General features: G+C 60.5%; 17 protein-coding genes. 14 read left to right on the top strand and 3 right to left on the bottom strand.

Going from position 1 to position 18,746, the window contains the following annotated elements:
- Positions 1–59: 59 nt before the first annotated feature.
- Both LVS58_RS19065 and LVS58_RS19060 read right to left on the bottom strand, forming a co-directional pair.
- Positions 60–1,280 (bottom strand): CaiB/BaiF CoA transferase family protein, encoded by a 1,221-nt coding sequence (locus tag LVS58_RS19065; protein ID WP_233692327.1) that lies wholly within the window; start codon positions 1,278–1,280, stop codon positions 60–62.
- A gap of 13 nt (positions 1,281–1,293) precedes the next feature.
- Positions 1,294–2,475 carry an acyl-CoA dehydrogenase gene (locus LVS58_RS19060; RefSeq protein WP_233692326.1) on the bottom strand — a complete coding sequence of 394 codons (1,182 nt, stop codon included), beginning with the start codon at positions 2,473–2,475 and terminating at the stop codon, positions 1,294–1,296.
- Positions 2,476–2,633: 158 nt separating this feature from the next.
- Between LVS58_RS19060 and LVS58_RS19055 the strand changes: the two genes are divergently transcribed.
- The 10 genes from LVS58_RS19055 (at position 2,634) to LVS58_RS19010 (ending at position 12,443) form a co-directional block, all read left to right on the top strand.
- Entirely contained in the window at positions 2,634–3,551 is a 918-nt protein-coding gene (locus tag LVS58_RS19055) for a LysR family transcriptional regulator (protein WP_233692325.1), read from the top strand.
- A 419-nt stretch (positions 3,552–3,970) separates the two neighbouring features.
- A complete protein-coding gene (locus LVS58_RS19050) occupies positions 3,971–5,092 on the top strand; it encodes a Re/Si-specific NAD(P)(+) transhydrogenase subunit alpha (RefSeq protein ID WP_233692324.1) in 1,122 nt (373 codons plus the stop codon).
- Positions 5,093–5,103: 11 nt separating this feature from the next.
- Positions 5,104–5,418 carry an NAD(P) transhydrogenase subunit alpha gene (locus tag LVS58_RS19045; protein WP_003252914.1) on the top strand — a complete coding sequence of 105 codons (315 nt, stop codon included), beginning with the start codon at positions 5,104–5,106 and terminating at the stop codon, positions 5,416–5,418.
- Positions 5,419–5,420: 2 nt separating this feature from the next.
- Positions 5,421–6,857, top strand: coding sequence for an NAD(P)(+) transhydrogenase (Re/Si-specific) subunit beta (locus tag LVS58_RS19040; protein ID WP_233692323.1), 1,437 nt, complete (start codon positions 5,421–5,423; stop codon positions 6,855–6,857).
- Between the two features lie 185 nt (positions 6,858–7,042).
- A complete protein-coding gene (locus LVS58_RS19035) occupies positions 7,043–8,536 on the top strand; it encodes an acetyl-CoA hydrolase/transferase family protein (RefSeq protein ID WP_112251753.1) in 1,494 nt (497 codons plus the stop codon).
- 372 nt (positions 8,537–8,908) lie between these two features.
- Positions 8,909–9,124: a DUF1127 domain-containing protein gene (locus LVS58_RS19030; protein ID WP_233692322.1), complete on the top strand. Its 216-nt coding sequence runs from the start codon at positions 8,909–8,911 to the stop codon at positions 9,122–9,124.
- 309 nt (positions 9,125–9,433) lie between these two features.
- Positions 9,434–9,751, top strand: a complete 318-nt coding sequence (locus LVS58_RS19025) for a DUF2388 domain-containing protein (RefSeq protein ID WP_233692321.1) — start codon at positions 9,434–9,436, stop codon at positions 9,749–9,751.
- Positions 9,752–9,840: 89 nt separating this feature from the next.
- Entirely contained in the window at positions 9,841–10,134 is a 294-nt protein-coding gene (locus LVS58_RS19020) for a DUF2388 domain-containing protein (protein WP_233692320.1), read from the top strand.
- A 36-nt stretch (positions 10,135–10,170) separates the two neighbouring features.
- Positions 10,171–10,491 (top strand): DUF2388 domain-containing protein, encoded by a 321-nt coding sequence (locus LVS58_RS19015; protein WP_003252932.1) that lies wholly within the window; start codon positions 10,171–10,173, stop codon positions 10,489–10,491.
- Positions 10,488–12,443: a DUF7844 domain-containing protein gene (locus LVS58_RS19010; RefSeq protein WP_233692319.1), complete on the top strand. Its 1,956-nt coding sequence runs from the start codon at positions 10,488–10,490 to the stop codon at positions 12,441–12,443. Before LVS58_RS19015 ends, LVS58_RS19010 begins: the two co-directional genes overlap by 4 nt.
- Before the next feature lie 38 nt (positions 12,444–12,481).
- Here LVS58_RS19010 and LVS58_RS19005 read toward each other — a convergent pair whose 3' ends face one another.
- Positions 12,482–12,883, bottom strand: a complete 402-nt coding sequence (locus LVS58_RS19005) for a GFA family protein (protein ID WP_233692318.1) — start codon at positions 12,881–12,883, stop codon at positions 12,482–12,484.
- 267 nt (positions 12,884–13,150) lie between these two features.
- On the opposite strand from LVS58_RS19005, the gene LVS58_RS19000 reads away from it, so the two are divergent.
- From LVS58_RS19000 to LVS58_RS18985, 4 genes are all read left to right on the top strand, one after another.
- Positions 13,151–14,458 carry a CitMHS family transporter gene (locus LVS58_RS19000; protein ID WP_143495463.1) on the top strand — a complete coding sequence of 436 codons (1,308 nt, stop codon included), beginning with the start codon at positions 13,151–13,153 and terminating at the stop codon, positions 14,456–14,458.
- A 69-nt stretch (positions 14,459–14,527) separates the two neighbouring features.
- On the top strand, positions 14,528–15,298 hold the full coding sequence (locus LVS58_RS18995; protein ID WP_233692317.1) for a TerC family protein: 771 nt from the start codon (positions 14,528–14,530) through the stop codon (positions 15,296–15,298).
- Positions 15,299–15,582: 284 nt separating this feature from the next.
- Positions 15,583–17,241, top strand: a complete 1,659-nt coding sequence (locus LVS58_RS18990; protein ID WP_233692316.1) for a Na/Pi cotransporter family protein — start codon at positions 15,583–15,585, stop codon at positions 17,239–17,241.
- 30 nt (positions 17,242–17,271) lie between these two features.
- The gene (locus LVS58_RS18985) at positions 17,272–18,678 is read left to right on the top strand and encodes a M16 family metallopeptidase (protein WP_233692315.1); all 1,407 of its coding nucleotides are present in this window, start codon (positions 17,272–17,274) and stop codon (positions 18,676–18,678) included.
- Positions 18,679–18,746: the final 68 nt, after the last annotated feature.

Genomic DNA, 18,746 nt, shown 5'->3' with positions numbered 1-18,746 from the left:
AACCTTTGATGGCGCAGAAAAACAAAGCGGGGAGGCCTGACGGCCTCCCCGCTTTTCATCTAGAGCACACCAGCACCACGAAGGCGCTGCACCTCGCCAGCATCAAGCCCCAACAACTCCCCCAGCACCGCTTCGGTATGCTCGCCCAACAAGGGTGGCGCCCGGCGATACTCCACTGGCGTTTCCGACAACCGTATCGGGCTCGCAACCTGCGGCACACTACCCGCCAATGGATGTGGAATATTCAACGCCAACCCGCGCGCCAGCACCTGGGGGTCCTGGAACATCTGCGCCAGGTTATTGATAGGCCCACATGGCACTCCTGCAGCCTCCAACTGGGCCACCCACTCAGCCGTGGTCTTGAACACCGTAGCCTGGCGAATCAATGGAATCAGTTGGGCCCGGTTTGCCACTCGCAGCTTATTGGTAACGAACCGAGGGTCTTGCGCCCATTGCGGCTGTCCGGCCACTTCGGCGAACTTGCGGAACTGGCTGTCATTACCCACGGTAAGAATGAAATCGCCATCCGCCGTCGGAAAGTCCTGGTAAGGGACTATATTAGGATGCGCATTACCCAACCGACGAGGAGGGCTGCCCGTGGTCAGGTAGTTCATTGCCTGGTTCGCCAGGCAGGCCACCTGCACATCGAGCAATGCCATGTCGACATGCTGGCCGACCCCGGTCTGATCCCGATGGGCGAGGGCAGCCAGCATGGCGACCGTGGAATACAACCCGGTCAGAATATCGGTAAGCGCCACCCCCACCTTGACCGGCCCTGCGCCCTCTTCGCCCTCCGGTCGACCAGTCAGGCTCATCAGCCCACCCAACCCCTGGATCATGAAGTCATAGCCAGCGCGCTTGGCATAGGGCCCGGTCTGACCGAAGCCGGTAATGGAGCAATAGATAAGCTTTGGGTTTATCGCCTTCAGGCTCTGGTAGTCCAGGCCATAGGCAGCCAGCCCACCTACCTTGAAGTTCTCTATGACGATATCGCACTTCGCCACCAGTTCACGCACCAACCGCTGCCCGTCCGGCTGGGTGAAATCGATGGTCACTGAGCGCTTGTTGCGGTTGGCCGACAGGTAATAGGCCGCCTCACTGGTGTCCTCACCTTCAGCATCCTTGAGGAAAGGCGGCCCCCATGAGCGGGTATCGTCGCCATTGCCTGGGCGCTCGACCTTGATCACGTCGGCGCCAAGGTCAGCCAGAATCTGACCAGACCACGGGCCGGCCAACACGCGCGAAAGGTCTAGCACCCGCAGATGTGATAGCGCGCCCATGGCTTGCTCCTTATTAATAGAACGCCTGGATACCAGTCTGCGCACGCCCCAGGATAAGTGCATGCACGTCGTGGGTACCTTCGTAGGTGTTGACCACCTCCAGGTTAACCAGGTGGCGAGCCACACCAAACTCGTCAGAGATGCCGTTGCCGCCCAGCATGTCACGCGCCATACGGGCGATATCCAGCGCCTTGCCGCAGGAATTACGCTTCATGATGGAGGTGATTTCCACCGCAGCCGTACCTTCATCCTTCATGCGCCCCAGACGCAGGCAGCCCTGCAGCGCCAGGGTGATTTCTGTCTGCATGTCGGCAAGCTTCTTCTGTATCAACTGGTTGGCGGCCAGTGGACGACCAAACTGCTGACGGTCCAGGGTGTACTGGCGAGCGGTGTGCCAGCAGGCTTCAGCGGCACCCAGCGCACCCCACGAAATACCATAGCGAGCCGAGTTCAAGCAGGTGAACGGGCCCTTGAGGCCACGCACGTCCGGGAAGATGTTCTCTTCTGGCACGAACACATTGTCCATGACGATTTCACCCGTGATCGACGCGCGCAGGCCAACCTTGCCATGGATTGCCGGGGCACTGAGGCCTTGCCAGCCTTTTTCCAGTACGAAGCCACGAATATCGCCCGCATCATCCTTGGCCCACACCACGAACACATCGGCGATGGGACTGTTGGTGATCCACATTTTACTGCCGCTCAGCCGGTAGCCACCGTCGACCTTCCGCGCGCGCGTAATCATCGAGCCAGGATCGGAGCCATGGTTAGGCTCGGTCAGGCCGAAGCAACCGATCCACTCGCCGCTGGCCAACTTGGGCAGGTACTTCTGCTTTTGAGCTTCGGTGCCAAATTCGTTGATCGGCACCATCACCAGCGACGACTGCACACTCATCATCGAGCGGTAACCCGAGTCGATACGTTCCACTTCGCGAGCGATAAGGCCGTAGCACACATAATTCAGGCCGCTGCCACCGTATTGCTCGGAAATGGTTGCACCCAACAGGCCGACTTCACCCATCTCGCGGAAGATCGCCGGATCGGTCTGCTCATGGCGGAAGGCCTCAAGCACGCGCGGGGCCAGCTTGTCCTGGGCGAACTGATAAGCGCTGTCACGCACCATGCGCTCTTCTTCAGTGAGCTGCTGATCCAGCAGCAATGGGTCGATCCAGTTGAAGCTTGCTTTACCGGCCATGAGCGAATCCTCGAAATAGGGCAGTTTCTTGTGCCTTTGAGCCTAGGCCTGATCGGCCGCCGGGACAAACGAGGATTGCGCACCAATTAGTGATATTTTGTCACTCCGTAAATCGGCAAAATGCCTTATTGACAGCCTTACGAGTGAGGTTGACGTACATGCGCCGTAAGATCCCCAGTACCGCCGCCCTGATTTGCTTCGAGGCGGCAGCCCGTAACCAGAGCTTTACCAAGGCCGCCCAGGAACTCGCGCTGACCCAAGGTGCGGTCTGTCGGCAGATCGGTGGCCTGGAAGCCTTCCTTAATGTGGAGCTTTTCCGTCGCTCGCGCCGCGGCGTGACGCTGACCGAAGCCGGCCTGTCCTACAGTCGTCAGGTGGCGGCCCAACTGGATGCCGTGGAGCGCGATACCTTGTCGGTGATGCGCCAGCAAGGTGCCAATGTGATCGAGCTGGCGGTAGTGCCGACTTTTGGCACTCAATGGCTGCTACCACGGCTCAAGGACTTTCAGCAGCGCCATCCGGAGGTCACAGTCAACCTCACCAACCGCACCCGGCCATTCCTGTTTGCCGACACTGCCTTCGATGCCGCCATCTATTTCGGTGATGCAGACTGGTCAGGCACACAGTCGCACCAATTGATGGGTGAAAACCCGGTACCGGTGTGTAGCCCGGCACTGCTGAATGGGCAAGGCATGCTCGAGGCACGCCACATCGCGCAGCTACCACTGCTGCAGCAGAGCACACGCCCGTATGCCTGGCGGCAATGGTTCGGCAGTGTGGGCATGAATGTAGAAGGGGACATGACAGGCCCGCGCTATGAACTATTCTCGATGCTCGCCCAGGCAGCCATGCACGATATGGGCATTGCCCTGATACCACCGTTCCTGATCCAGCAGGAGTTGGAGGAGGGAAGGCTGGTGGTCGCTAACAGGCATGCCCTGAGTAGCGACAAGGCCTACTATCTGATGATTCCAGAGCGCAAGGTGGAGTCGGCTTCGCTACGCGCCTTTCGCGACTGGCTGGTAAACCAGGCTCAGGACTACCTGAACAGTTCAGAGACAAGCGCGATAAATTGACCCTGTAGTCAATTATTTTAAACACCTACAGATGTATGTATATGTCGCATATTCGCAAACTGTAACGCAAGCACAAAAATACGCTTTGACCCTGCTCAGTACGCGGCTTTGCGGGTTATTTTGCGACATCCAACTAGTCGTAAGCGAATTGGCCGCATTTTTTTTGATTTTTTCTCCTAGTCTCCCAATGGCCCATGTTTGACGGGCTGCAACCCTACGGATGCGACAAGCGGTCACAGGGTGACTTGTAGTTTTGACTTCGTTTCGCTCCAGAACCGGTTGAAGGCCTTCGGGTTCGTCTGCAAAATGCTTCGCCCCGCCCGGGATCCGGCGGGTTGGCGCTCCACAGCCGCCCCAGCACACCATCCGAAGTGTGCTGGCTTCTACAAAGACAAAAGGTCACCGCAGGAGAAATAGTCGTGCACATTGGTGTTCCTCTCGAGACGCAGACCGGTGAGACAAGGGTCGCTGCGACCCCCGAAACCATCAAGAAACTGATTGGCCAGGGCCATCAGGTCACCGTTCAACGGGGGGCAGGGCTCAAAGCCGCCATTCCGGACAGTGCCTATGAAGCCGTGGGTGCTTCCCTTGGGAGCGCCGCCGATGCCTACGGCGCCCAATTGGTGCTCAAAGTGGTCGCCCCCAACGACCAGGAACTGGCCCTGATCAACAGCGGTAGCCTTCTGGTGGGGATGCTCAACCCCTTCAACGGTGAACTGATCGGCAAGATGGCCGAACGCGGTATTACCGCCTTCGCCCTGGAAGCCGCGCCGCGAACCTCGCGGGCGCAGAGCCTGGACGTGCTGTCGTCGCAGGCCAACATCGCCGGCTACAAGGCCGTGTTGCTGGCAGCCCATCACTACCCACGCTTCATGCCAATGCTGATGACCGCTGCCGGTACCGTTAAGGCCGCACGCGTGCTGGTACTGGGCGCCGGCGTTGCCGGCTTGCAGGCTATCGCCACAGCCAAGCGCCTGGGTGCGGTGATCGAAGCATCCGACGTTCGCCCGGCCGTGAAAGAGCAGATCGAATCACTGGGTGCAAAATTCATCGACGTGCCATACGAGACCGACGAGGAGCGAGAGTGCGCCGAAGGTGTTGGCGGCTATGCCCGGCCAATGCCGGCCAGTTGGATGCAGCGCCAGGCGCAAGCCGTGCACGAGCGCGCCAAGCAGGCCGATATCGTCATCACCACCGCGCTGATCCCGGGGCGCAAGGCGCCGACTCTGCTAAGCGCCGAAACCGTGGCGCAGATGAAGCCTGGCTCGGTGGTCATCGACCTGGCTGCAGCCCAAGGCGGCAACTGCCCACTGACCGTCGCAGACCAAGTGGTGCAGGAGAACGGCGTGACCATCGTCGGCCCGACCAACCTGCCGGCTCAGGTGAGTGCCGATGCCTCGGCACTGTATGCACGCAACCTGCTGGACTTCATGAAGCTGCTGTTCGACAAGGATGGCGCGCTGATCATCAACCTCGAAGACGACATCGTCGCGGCCTGCCTGATGTGCCGTGATGGTCAGGTCGTCCGCAAAAACGGCTAAGGAGCACGACAATGGAAGACATGCTGATTTCCCACGGCATCTATAACCTGATCATTTTCGTGCTGGCCATCTATGTGGGCTACCACGTGGTGTGGAACGTCACCCCGGCGCTGCACACCCCACTGATGGCGGTCACCAATGCCATCTCGGCAATCGTTATCGTCGGCGCCATGCTGGCCGCGGCCCTGACCGTGACCCCGGCCGGCAAGCTGATGGGCACCCTGGCCGTGGCCCTTGCCGCAGTCAACGTGTTCGGTGGCTTCCTGGTCACCCGCCGCATGCTTGAAATGTTCAAGAAGAAAACCAAGAACGAGGCGAAGAAGTAAGCATGAGCATGAATCTGGTAACGCTCCTCTACCTCGTCGCCTCGGTGTGCTTCATCCAGGCGCTCAAGGGCCTGTCGCACCCAACTACCTCGCGGCGCGGCAATCTGTTCGGCATGATCGGCATGGGGCTCGCCATCCTCACTACGGTTGGCCTCATTTATAAGCTTGGGGCTGAACTTGCCACTGCCGGTATCGGCTATGTCATCGTCGGCCTGCTGGTCGGCGGCACCGCCGGTTCGATCATGGCCAAGCGCGTCGAAATGACCAAGATGCCCGAACTGGTCGCATTCATGCACAGCATGATCGGCCTGGCGGCGGTGTTCATTGCCATCGCCGCCGTGCTGGAGCCACAGTCGATGGGCATCGTAGCTGCCATCAGCGACCCGATCCCCACCGGCAACCGCCTGGAGCTGTTCCTCGGTGCCGCCATCGGTGCCATCACCTTCTCCGGTTCGGTGATCGCCTTTGGCAAGCTGTCGGGCAAGTACAAGTTCCGCCTGTTCCAAGGCGCACCGGTACAGTTCGCTGGCCAGCACAAACTGAACCTGATCCTTGGCCTGACCACTATCGTCCTGGGCCTGCTGTTCACTTTCACTGGCCACTACAGTGCCTTCACTCTGATGCTGGTCCTGGCCTTCATCATGGGTGTACTGATCATTATTCCGATCGGCGGCGCCGACATGCCAGTGGTGGTGTCGATGCTCAACAGCTACTCGGGGTGGGCAGCGGCCGGCATCGGCTTCTCGCTGAACAACTCGATGCTGATCATCGCCGGGTCCCTGGTAGGTTCGTCCGGTGCCATCCTCTCGTACATCATGTGCAAGGCGATGAACCGTTCGTTCTTCAACGTCATCCTTGGCGGCTTCGGCGGCGATACCGACACTGGCGCGGCGCAAGGTTCGCAAGAACAGCGGCCGGTGAAGTCCGGTTCGGCTGACGATGCCACCTTCCTGCTCAGCAACGCCGACAGCGTGATCATCGTGCCGGGCTACGGCCTGGCGGTGGCCCGCGCACAACACGCGCTTAAAGAGCTGACCGAGAAGCTGACCCACAACGGCGTGACCGTGAAGTATGCGATTCACCCGGTGGCCGGCCGCATGCCCGGGCACATGAACGTACTGCTGGCCGAGGCTGAAGTGCCGTACGATCAGGTTTTCGAGATGGAAGACATCAATGCCGAGTTCGGCCAGGCCGACGTGGTGCTGGTACTGGGCGCCAACGACGTGGTCAACCCGGCGGCGAAGAACGATCCCAAATCTCCAATCGCCGGCATGCCGATCCTCGAAGCATTCAAGGCCAAGACCATCATCGTCAACAAACGCTCCATGGCCAGCGGCTATGCCGGCCTGGACAACGAACTGTTCTATCTGGACAAGACCATGATGGTGTTCGGTGACGCCAAGAAGGTCATCGAGGACATGGTCAAGGCAGTGGAGTGAAAACAGCCGCTGCAAACCAGCTGATATAAAGGAAGCCCCGGTCAGATCTGCCGGGGCTTTTCTTTTATTGATCCGGATCAACGGCTCAAATACAAGGCTTCTCATACGACCATGGTCGTGGGACGGCAATGGGCGAAATCTCTAGACTGCGCTGCAGTAGTTTCAGTAGCCCGAGATAACAATCCATGTACCGTGATCGTATCCGCTTGTCCTCCCTGCACAGCAAGGTAATGAGTGCGGCTGATGCCGCTGGTCTGATCGAGGACGGCATGACTGTCGGCATGAGCGGCTTCACCCGCGCCGGCGAAGCCAAGGCCGTACCGCATGCACTGGCCGAACGTGCCAAGCAATCGCCACTGAAAATCAGCCTGATGACCGGCGCCAGCCTGGGCAATGACCTGGACAAACAACTGACCGAGGCCGGTGTGTTGGCCCGCCGCATGCCATTCCAGGTCGACAGCACCCTGCGCAAAGCTATCAATGACGGGCAGGTGATGTTCATTGACCAGCACCTGTCGGAAACCGTCGAACAACTGCGCAACCAGCAGCTGAAGCTGCCGGACATCGCGGTCATCGAAGCCGTGGCCATCACCGAGCAAGGCCACATCGTACCAACCACTTCAGTGGGCAACTCGGCCAGCTTCGCGATCTTCGCCAAGCAGGTGATTGTGGAGATCAACCTCTCGCACAACACCAACCTCGAAGGCCTGCACGACATCTATATCCCCACCTACCGCCCGACTCGCACGCCAATCCCGCTGGTCAAGGTCGACGACCGTATCGGCAGCACCGCGATCCCTATCGACCCGGCCAAGATCGTCGGTATCGTCATCAGCGACCAGCCAGACTCGCCGTCCACTGTGCTGCCGCCAGATGATGAAACACAGGGCATCGCCGACCACCTGATCAACTTCCTCAAGAAGGAAGTGGAAGCAGGCCGCATGACCAACAAGCTCGGCCCGCTGCAAGCCGGCATTGGCAGCATTGCCAATGCGGTGATGTGCGGCCTGATCGAGTCGCCGTTCGAAGACCTGACCATGTACTCCGAAGTGCTGCAGGACTCCACCTTCGACCTGATCGACGCCGGCAAGCTGAGCTTCGCCTCGGGCAGTTCGATCACCCTGTCGACGCGCCGCAATGCCGATGTGTTCGGCAACCTGGAGCGCTACAAGGACAAGCTGGTGCTACGCCCGCAAGAAATCTCCAACCACCCGGAAGTGGTACGTCGCCTGGGCATCATCGGTATCAACACTGCACTGGAGTTCGATATCTACGGCAACGTCAACTCCACCCACGTCTGCGGCACGAGGATGATGAACGGCATCGGTGGCTCCGGCGACTTCGCCCGTAACGCCCACCTGGCTGTGTTCGTCACCAAGTCGATTGCCAAAGGCGGGGCGATTTCCAGCGTGGTGCCAATGGTCAGCCATGTGGACCACACCGAGCACGACGTAGACATCCTGGTCACCGAGCAAGGCTTGGCGGACCTGCGTGGCCTAGCGCCGCGCGAACGGGCGCGAGCGATCATCGACAATTGCGTGCACCCAGACTACCGCGCTGCGCTGAACGACTACTTCGACCGCGCCTGCCAGCGTGGCGGCCATACCCCGCATATCCTGCGTGAAGCCCTGAGCTGGCACGAAAACCTGGAAGAAACCGGGCGCATGCTAGCTAGCTGATCCAGATATGGCATGGAACGGCGGCCCTGCTTCCGCTGTTCTGTCCTATTCGCGGGCTTGCCCGCGAATAGGACTAACAGTCAAACCCTTCTATCAATACACCTCTCCGCTTTCATCAGAATAATCTGTGCTACTGTACTGGTGTTTTCAAGCCTCTCCGGGTGATAAACCCTCTTCCTCAAATAGAAACGCACCAAATAAGTGCAGACCAGTACAGTTACGCCTATTTCGAGTGCAACAGTAGGGTTACACAGTTAACTGAGCCATCGTCTTTCAACTGAACTGTATCTACTGTTATGGACGACAGAGGAGGATCATTGGCATCAGTTAAATCACTACCTAATGCCGCCATAAGCGGAAGGATGAAGCATCATGGAACGTACCCTCAGTTCCGGTCTGGTTTTTGAAAGCAACGCCCAGCAATCCAACGCCTCGCTGCCTCTGCGCGCATTGTCGACCTTGCTGCTGTGGCAGCGCCGTATGACCAGCCGTCGTCAACTGGCTCGCCTGGACTCCCGCCTGCTGGCAGACGCCGGTATCAGCGAGTCGCAGCGTTACGAAGAGCTGAGCAAGCCTTTCTGGCGCTAAGCTCCCGGCTTGCCGGCTTCGGCCGGCACCGTGAATTCCCAAACCCGTTGCAGGTGACTGCAGCGGGTTTTTTATTGCCCGCGAAATGCACTGTAGAGCACTTTGGTCACGACCAGTACAGTTTCACAAACACAACAAAACACCTTAACAGTTGCCTGGCGCAGCACTCGTTATCATCTCTACCCAACACTGCGTGATACGCTTGGCATAACCGTCTGCTGGAACCCGTTGTTGAAACGTACCGTGACGATCCCTGCAAACGTCCGATAAAGCAGAACCAACCTGACCCTACCCCAGGAGTCCACAATCATGTCCCGTAAACACCTGCTTGGCGCCGCCCTGCTGCTTGGCCTGGCTGGCACTGCCAATGCCACCAGTTTCGTTGTCACCACCGACGCGGTAGTGGGCGCCGTTGCTGCCTCCACCGACGCCACATCCGACGTGAGTTCTTCGTTCCGCGACGACAAGATCGTCCAGGCAGCCCGCGATGACGCAGCCAGCTTCGTCGGCACTCAGGGCGCTATCCGCGGCGCCCGACTGGAAAGCGCCTTTGTACACATCCGTTCGAGCATGCCTGCCCTGCAAGCCAGCGATACACAGCTTGCCCAGGCCATCCTGGCACTCTGATACACGCCGCGCATAACAGGTGCGTTGGCTTCGGCCCTCGCACCTGAGGTAGGCTTCACCGTTCATTTTTCCAGTCTTCAAGAAAGCTCATGCGTTATCTGTTGCCGTTGCTGTTCGCCGCCGCAGGCATGGCCAGCGCCCATGCCATGGATACCACCACGCAAAGCCTGGTCATCACTGGCTACGTCACCAGCCAGGTCACAACCGCACCATTCGATCGCAAACTGGTCATACAGGCCCGCGACGATGCCGCCGCATTCGTTGCCAGCGACGGACTGATCCGTGGTGCGCGCCTGGAAGCCGCCCTGGAATCATTACGCCACAATTGCGCACGGCACGCCGTCGGCGATCTGGAACTGGCGCAGGCAATTCTCGTCCAATAACTACATCTGACTCCCTGTATTTTTCGGAGATGCTCCATGCGTAAACCGCTGATTGCCGCTTCCCTCGGCATGCTGCTGCTGGCCGACCTGGCCCAGGCACAGACCCTGGTGGCCACCAGCAACATCATCGTGCGTGCCTTTGGCCGTTCGATCGACTTCACCTCAGACACCACCACATCGATCCGCGACTCCAAAGTGGTGCGCGAAGCACACGATGATGCTGCTAGCTTCGTCGCCAGCAACGGTGACATCCGCGGCGTCCAACTCGAGGCAGCCTTCAATACCCTGCGCGAGCGCGTACCGGAAGCGCGCGGCGCCAGCGACCAGGTGTTGGCTGAAGCCATACTCGCACTGTGACGCGCGTGCGCGCCTGGCTGCTCGGCTGCGCCCTGACGCTGCTCGGCACGCCCGCCTTGGCCGACCTGCAGCTTGAGCTGCAGGCGTCCGGCCTCGACCCACAACAAACTCAAGCCTCCCAAGACCTGCTCGACGAGGCCATGGGCAAGCTGCCACCGCGCTTCAAGCAACAGCTGGACCGTCGCGTGCGGGTCAGCTGGAGCAACAACATGCCTGCTGACGCCTACGGGCAGGCTTCACTGATATCCACCCTCGAGCTCAACCGCCGCTTGCTGCCCAGCCTCACCGATGGCAGCGCCGCCACTGAGCGCACCGACCGCCCACATGGCACGGTGCGTGAAGAGTTGCTGGCCACCGTGCTGCACGAGCTCACCCATCTCTACGACCGTGCCCGCTTGTGGCCCAGCGTCGAAAATTCGCTGATTGCACGCTGCAAGCGCCAGCAAAGCACGCTGGGCAAGGTCGGCCTGCCGGAAGAATGCCGCGGGCAGGCCGACCGTCGCTTCACCCTGAGCGACGACCCACGCCTGCTCGACCTGGCCGGGTGGCAGCAGTACGTGGGCCGACGCGGCGAGCGCGAGCAGCACAATGGCCAATTCGTGCGCAGCCCCGACAGCTATGAGTTGAGCAGCCCCAAGGAATACATTGCGGTCAACATGGAGTATTTCCTCCTCGACCCGAGCTACAGCTGCCGTCGCCCGGCGCTGTATCAGTACCTTCGCGAACACTTCGGCTGGGCACCCCAACAGGACACCTGCGCCAAGGGCTTGCCATTCATCAATGCCGGCAGCGACTTCGCCCGCCAGCCGCTAGGTGAAATCGACCCGGAAAGGGTCTACGAAGTGGACTATCTGCTGGCTGAAGCCAATCAGAACCTGGTCAGCCGCTGGGGGCACAGCATGCTCCGCCTGGTGATCTGCAAGCCGGGCCGCCCACGTGGGCCAGACTGCCGCCTGGACCTCGATCAAAGCCTGGTGCTGTCGTACCGCGCCTTCGTCAACGACGTGCAACTGTCCAGCTGGGACGGCCTGGTCGGCAACTACCCATCGAGGCTATTCGTGCTTCCGCTGGGCCAGGTGATCGACGAATACACCAAGACCGAGCTGCGCAGCCTGGCCTCGGTGCCCTTGAAGCTCAACCGCGAAGAAATCGAGAACCTTGTGCGCCAGGCCGCCGAGATGCACTGGAGCTATGACGGCAACTACTGGTTCCTGTCCAACAACTGTGCAGTAGAGTCGTTGAAGCTGCTGCGCAGTGGCACCGCCAATCCGCGCCTCAACGACCTGGACAGCATCATGCCCAACGGTTTGCTGGCTGTGCTCAAGGGCAGGGGGCTGGCAGACACCAGCGTGCTTGATAACCCGCGCGAAGCGTTACGCCTGGGCTACCGCTTCGATTCTTACCGCGACCGGTACCAGGCCATGTTCGAAGTGCTGAGAAAACAGTTACCAATCAAGCAAGCCCTCGTTGAAGACTGGCTGGCCCTCGATGCCGAGCAGCGCCGTAGCTGGTTCGCCAAGGCTGACCTGCGCACCAGCGCGGCGCTGCTTCTGCTTGAGCAGGCCAGCCTGCGCCGCCAGCTTCTACTGGCCCAGGACGAGGTCAAGCAGCGTTACCTGAATGCCGCAGCATTGAAAGATGGCAGCATCAACAAAGCCGATGCCACGCTCAAGCAAATGCTTGCCAACAGCGGTTTTCTCAGCCGCCCGGCAGAGCTGCTCGATGCCAAGGGCTACGGGCTGCCGCAGCCAGAAGAGCGCAAGCACCTGGAGCAGGTGAGCAGAGAGCGGCAGGCACAGTTGTTGCGCTTGAGCACAAACCTGGACAAAGAGGTGAGAGCGCTGTTGGAGCCGTCGCGAGCCAAGGAAATTGCAGCGGTCGAGGCCAACGTGAAGCAGATCGGCGAGCACTTGCGGGCGTTGCACAAGGCTGCTGGTGGCCTGCAGTTGTGATGTATGACGGGCTGGCCCTTTCGCAGGCAAGCCCGCGCCTACAGGCTCTCCTCATCTTCCGAGGGCAAATCCTCATCCAGGTGCAGCCAGGGCAACCGGCTGCCCACCCAGATATGCCGGTTGGCTCGCACACACTCAGGGTGATCCAACGTCGCCACAGTCACATCGATCGTCTGCGGGCTATGCGTGGTCACCAGCGCCACATGGGCCCCACACTGCCCACAGAAGTAGCGGCTGCAACTGGCCGGCGCCACATAACAGTTCGGCTCGCCCGTTAGCCACCGGAACCCCGAACGGGGCAGGGTGAGCCAAGTCATCACCAGTCCACCGCTGACCCGCCTGCAGATCGAGCAATGACAGTGGGCAATGTCCGTCAGGTCACCTTCCAGCCGATAACGCAGGGCACCACAATGGCAGCCACCTTCGGTTACATGCTGCATCACCTACCTCTCGTCGTCTTTGCTTCAGCGAAAGCTGGCTGAAAGCTTGCCCTTTTAGGATAGCGCCCACTACCGGCACAAGACCGGTCAGCCAGGGCACCCGGTCAATACCGCGCCCGGCCCAATCAACAACAACAATGGTGATTCTGATGTATTCCTGTGCCCGCCTTCTCGTAGTCCCCCTCCGCATGCTCCCCGCACAGCGCCCTACGCGCTGATACGCCCGAATCGTCTGTCCTTTCGCCGCGCCACGCCTGGAGTATTGCCATGCTGACCTTCCTCGGCTTTGCCATGGTCATCACGTTCATGTACCTGATCATGACCAAGCGCCTGTCGGCCTTGATCGCGCTGATTCTGGTACCGATCCTGTTCGCCCTGTTCGGTGGTTTTTCCGCCAAGATCGGCCCCATGATGCTAGAGGGCATCAGCAAGCTCGCACCTACCGGCGTGATGCTGATGTTCGCCATCCTCTATTTCGCCCTGATGATCGATTCCGGCCTGTTCGACCCGGCCGTTCGCAAGATCCTCAAGCTGGTCAAGGGCGATCCGCTGAAAGTCTCGGTCGGCACCGCTGTACTGGCCCTGGTGGTCTCGCTCGACGGTGACGGTGCCACCACCTACATGATCTGCTGCGCCGCCATGCTGCCGATGTACAGCCGCCTGGGCATGAGCCCGCGGATCATGGCCGGCCTGATCATCCTCGCCGGCGGCGTAATGAACATGACCCCGTGGGGTGGGCCGACCGCCCGTGCTGCCAGCGCCCTGCACGTAGACCCGTCAGACATCTTCGTGCCGATGATCCCGGCCATGCTGTTCGGTGTGCTGGCGATCCTGGCCATTGCCTACATGTACGGCAAGCGTGAACGTGCCCGTCTGGGCGAACTGCACCTGCCTACCGACGACATCGACCACAGCGAAATCACCGTCTCGCAGTACCCGGACGCACGCCGGCCCAAGCTGCTGTACTTCAACGGTGCCCTGACCGCCGCCCTGATGGTCGCGCTGATCGCCGGCGTGCTACCGCTGCCCGTGCTGTTCATGATTGCCTTCAGTATCGCCATGATCGTCAACTACCCGTGCCTGCAACAGCAGAAGGACCGCATCGCCGCCCACGCTGGCAGCGTACTGGCCGTGACCGGGCTGATCTTCGCCGCCGGCATCTTCACCGGCATCCTGTCCGGCACCGGCATGGTCGACGCCATGTCCAAGAGCCTGCTGGCGGTCATCCCCGAGGCGCTGGGCCCATACCTGGCCGTAATCACCGCGATCGTGAGCATGCCGTTCACCTTCTTCATGTCCAACGACGCGTTCTACTACGGCGTGCTGCCGGTGCTGGCCGAGGCCGCTAGCCACTATGGCATCACCCCGGTGGAAATGGCCCGTGCGTCGATCGTCGGGCAGCCGGTACACCTGCTCAGCCCGCTGGTACCCTCCACTTACCTGCTGGTGGCCCTGGCCGGTATCGAGTTCGGCGATCATCAGCGTTTCACGCTCAAGTGGGCAGTGCTGGTATGCCTGTGCATAATGCTCGGCGCACTGCTGATGGGGATTTTCCCGCTGTTCAGTAGTCTTTAATACATCCGTATCACGTACGCGACGCGCCCTGACCGGGGCGCGTTGCCATTACCGCTCGAAGGAAAATACATGGAATGGCTGACCAGCCCGGAAATCTGGGTTGCCTTTTTCACCCTTACCGCGCTTGAGATCGTCCTCGGTATCGACAACATCATCATGATCTCGATTCTGGTCAGCCGCATGCCCAAGCACATGCAGCCACGCACCCGGATCTTCGGCCTGGCCCTGGCCATGGTCACCCGTATCATGCTGCTGCTGTCGATTACCTGGGTGATGCGCCTTACCGCCGACCTGTTCGTGGTGCTTGGCCAAGGCATCTCCGGCCGTGACCTGATCCTGTTCTTCGGTGGCCTGTTCCTGCTATGGAAGAGCTCGCAAGAGATCTACCACGGCCTGGAAGGCGAGGACGAGAACGCAGAGGAGCCCAAAGGCGCAGGTGGCAAGTTCTTCTACACCATCATCCAGATCGCCATTATCGACATCGTGTTCTCGCTGGACTCGGTGATCACCGCTGTGGGCATGGTTTCCCACGTACCGGTGATGATCGCCGCTATCGTCGTGGCGGTGCTGGTGATGATGCTGTGCGCCGGCGCCATCAGCAATTTCATCGACAAGCACCCGTCGCTGAAGATGCTCGCGCTGTCGTTCCTGATCGTGGTCGGTACTGTACTGATCGCTGAAGCGTTCGATGTGCATGTGCCGAAAGGCTATGTCTACTTCGCCATGGCCTTCTCGCTGGGTGTGGAAGCCATCAACATCCGCATGCGCACCGCCATGGCCCGCAAGGAAGGCAAAGATCATGAGCCGGTGAAACTGCGCAAGGACATTCCGGGTCAATAAGGCCAAGGAAGTGCAGCACAACAAGGGCCCTTCGCTGGGCCCTTTTTCATGCCTTTTTTTCTGTGCGTTTTTCCTGCGTGTTGTCACTGTGGCGGCTTGCCCGCGAAGCAGGCCCCACAGGCAATCATTCGCTTCAAGATCTGTTTCAAATTGATGACTGCCATGCGAAGCTGGCGACAGCTGGGCAAAACAGCTAAAGCTTTGAGTGAGCACCGAAAATTCTTCAAACGCTCACGTTTTTCTTTTCTTGGCCCGATGGGCCTATGCAACAGGGGGCCTTCGCCATGCTGACCCTGCTCAACCTGCTCTCGGCCGTGACGCTTCTGGTCTGGGGTACCCACATTGTGCGTACCGGCATCCTTCGGGTATTCGGCTCGAACCTGCGACGCATCATCAGCCAGAACATGGACAAGCGCCCGCTGGCATTCATCGCCGGTATTCTGGTCACGGCCATGGTTCAAAGCAGTAACGCCACGGCCATGCTGGTCACCTCTTTCGTCGGCCAAGGCCTGATGGCCATGACGCCGGCCTTGGCGATCATGCTGGGTGCCGACGTGGGTACCGCACTGATGGCCCGGGTTCTGACTTTCGACCTGTCCTGGCTGTCGCCGCTGCTGATCTTCCTTGGCGTGATCTTCTTCCTTTCGCGCAAACAGACACGGGCCGGCCAACTGGGCCGAGTCGGCATCGGGCTTGGCCTGATCATTCTGGCACTTGAGCTTATCGTGCAGGCAGCTGCGCCGATCACCCATGCCCAGGGCGTTAAAGTGCTGTTTGCCTCCCTGACCGGCGACATCATGCTCGACGCGCTGGTCGGGGCAATGTTCGCCATGATTTCCTATTCCAGCCTGGCCGCCGTTCTGCTCACAGCGACACTGGCCGGCGCCGAACTGATCAGCTTGCCGGTAGCCATCGGGCTGGTGGTCGGCGCCAACATCGGCAGCGGGCTGCTGGCCTTCATCAGTACCAGCATGCAGAACGCCGCCGGGCGTCGGGTGGCCTTGGGCAGCCTGCTGTACAAGCTAATCGGCCTGGTGCTGATCATCCCTGTGCTGCACCCGCTGGTGGCATGGATGGACTCGCTGAGTTTCAGCCCTCAGGAGCTGGTCATCGGCTTCCACCTGCTCTACAACACACTGCGCTGCCTGATCATGCTGCCCACGGTCAAACCGATGGGTCGGCTGTGCAACGTCCTGCTGCCTGAACGGGAAACCGGCAATGGTCAGGTGCGCCCGCGCCACCTTGATGCCTCGGCCCTGGAAACGCCCAGCCTGGCACTGGCCAACGCCGCCCGCGAAACGCTGCGTCTGGGGGATATCGTCGACAGCCTGCTCGAAGCGATGCTGGGAGCCCTGCGTGGCACCCAGACCGCCTTGCCACAGCAAGTTCGCGCCCTGGGCGAAGACGCCGAAGCCCTGTACAGCGCAATCAAGCTGTACCTGGCGCAGATGTCACGGGAAGACCTCAGCGAACAGGACAACCGCCGCTGGGCCGAGATCATCGAGCTGGCAATCAACCTCAAACTCGCCTGTGACCTGATCGAACGCATGCTGCGCAAGGTCCAGCAGCAGAAAACCAGCCAGCGTCGAGAATTTTCCCAGGTAGGCCTGGAAGAGCTGACCGGCCTGCAGGAGCAATTGCTGGCCAATCTGCGCCTGGGCCTGTCGGTGTTCCTCAGTGCCGACCCGGAAAGCGCCCGCTTGCTGCTGCGGGAAAAACGCCGGTTCCGTGCCCAGGAACGGCGCCTCGCACACGCCCATGTCAGCCGCCTGCAGCGCAAGGTCGTGCAAAGTATCGAGACCAGTTCGCTACACTTGGAGCTGATCGCCGACATGAAGCGGTTGAACTCTTTGTTCTGTAGCAGTGCCTATGTGGTACTGGGCGGCTCTGACACCGGAGGGCTGATGCTCGACACTGTGCCCGATGAAGCCCGCCAGCCGTGATTTCGCCTAGTTGAGGACCCTCGCTCGCCCATGCGTTGCCTGATGTTCGTCTGCCTGCTGATCTGCAGCCTGCCCTCGTTCGCCCTCGACCGCTCGCGGGTTGAAGGCTACCTGTTGCCTAATGGTCTGCAGGTCATCCTGAAAAACGGCTACGAACGTGACCATGTGGCGATTCGTCTAGTGGTCGGCGTGGGCCTGGATGATTTCGACTGCGAGCAGAAAGAGCTGCCACACCTGCTTGAGCACCTGTTGTTCAGTGGCATCGACGAAACAGGCGAAGGCGGGCTGGAAGAGCGCCTGCAAGCGCTCGGCGGCGAGTGGAACGCCTATACCAGCAGTGCCGACACCACCTTTGTCATCGAGGCCCCGGCGCGCAACCAGCGCAAGGTCCTCGACCTGCTGTTGGCAGTCATCCGCGATACCCCCATCGACGCCAAGGCCTTGGCCACCGCCAAGCGCATCATAGAGCGCGAGGATGGCGGCCACTATGGCCACCTGCAGCGCTGGCTCGACCGCCAGGATATCGGCCACCCCGCAAGCGACCAGCTGGCCACCGAGCTGGGGCTGAAATGCCCGGAGCGCTCCAACCTCGACGACATGACCTTGGGGCAGGTTCAGGCGTTGCGTGACCGCTGGTACGCGGCCAACAACATGACCCTGATCATGGTCGGTGGCCTAGATCGCCTGCTTCCGGCCTATCTGGAGCGGTCGTTCGGCGAACTGCCCGCCACTGAACCCGAAGAGCGCCGCAACCTTGAGAGCATCAGCCAACAGGCCGAACAGCGTCGCAACCTGACCCGCGGCTGGCTGGGTGATAGCGTCAAATTGCACTGGCTGTTCATCGAGCCGGTGCTGGACAACGACCACCAAGCCACCCTTGACCTGCTTTCGCGCTACCTGGACTGGGCGCTCTACGACCAGCTGCGCCTGCGCAACGGGCTATCCTACGGCCCCTCCGTGCAGCGTGAAAGCTTTGGCGACACCGGCCTGCTCAGCCTCAATGCCGACCTCGAGCGCGATGACATCGACAAGGCTGTCAAGGTGATGCAGGCCCTGTTCGACCACCTGCGCAAGGAAGGCCTGGACCCGGACACCTTCGCCCGCATCAAGGAAGCCAGCATCGCCAAGGAAAGCTGGAGCACCCAGGGCAACAGCGCCGTGGCCGACTACTACTGGGGAGCACTGAACGACTATACCGACGGGCGCTTTGCCAGCCCGGTGCGCAAGCTGCGCCAAGTCAGCCTGGAACAGGCCAACGAGGCACTGAAGGATTTGCTCAAGGACGATGGCTATGTGCGCATCGAAAAGCCGTTGCTAGGCTATGACGAGCTTTACGGGCTGATGGCCTTGCTTGTGGGGCTGGGCCTGGCGGCGGGGCTGTTGCGCTGGCGCCGGCATGGGCCTGAACGGCCCAGTGGTGCTACACGGCAGCGGTGAATCGGCGGTATCCTTTTGCCAGTACCGACCTATTCGCGGGCTTGCCCGCGAATAGCCTGGCACAGCCA

Source organism: Pseudomonas sp. JR33AA, from assembly GCF_021378985.1.
GTDB lineage: Bacteria > Pseudomonadota > Gammaproteobacteria > Pseudomonadales > Pseudomonadaceae > Aquipseudomonas > Aquipseudomonas alloputida.
Note: the sequence above shows the minus strand (reverse complement) of the source record. Positions and strands in the feature narration are given on the sequence as shown.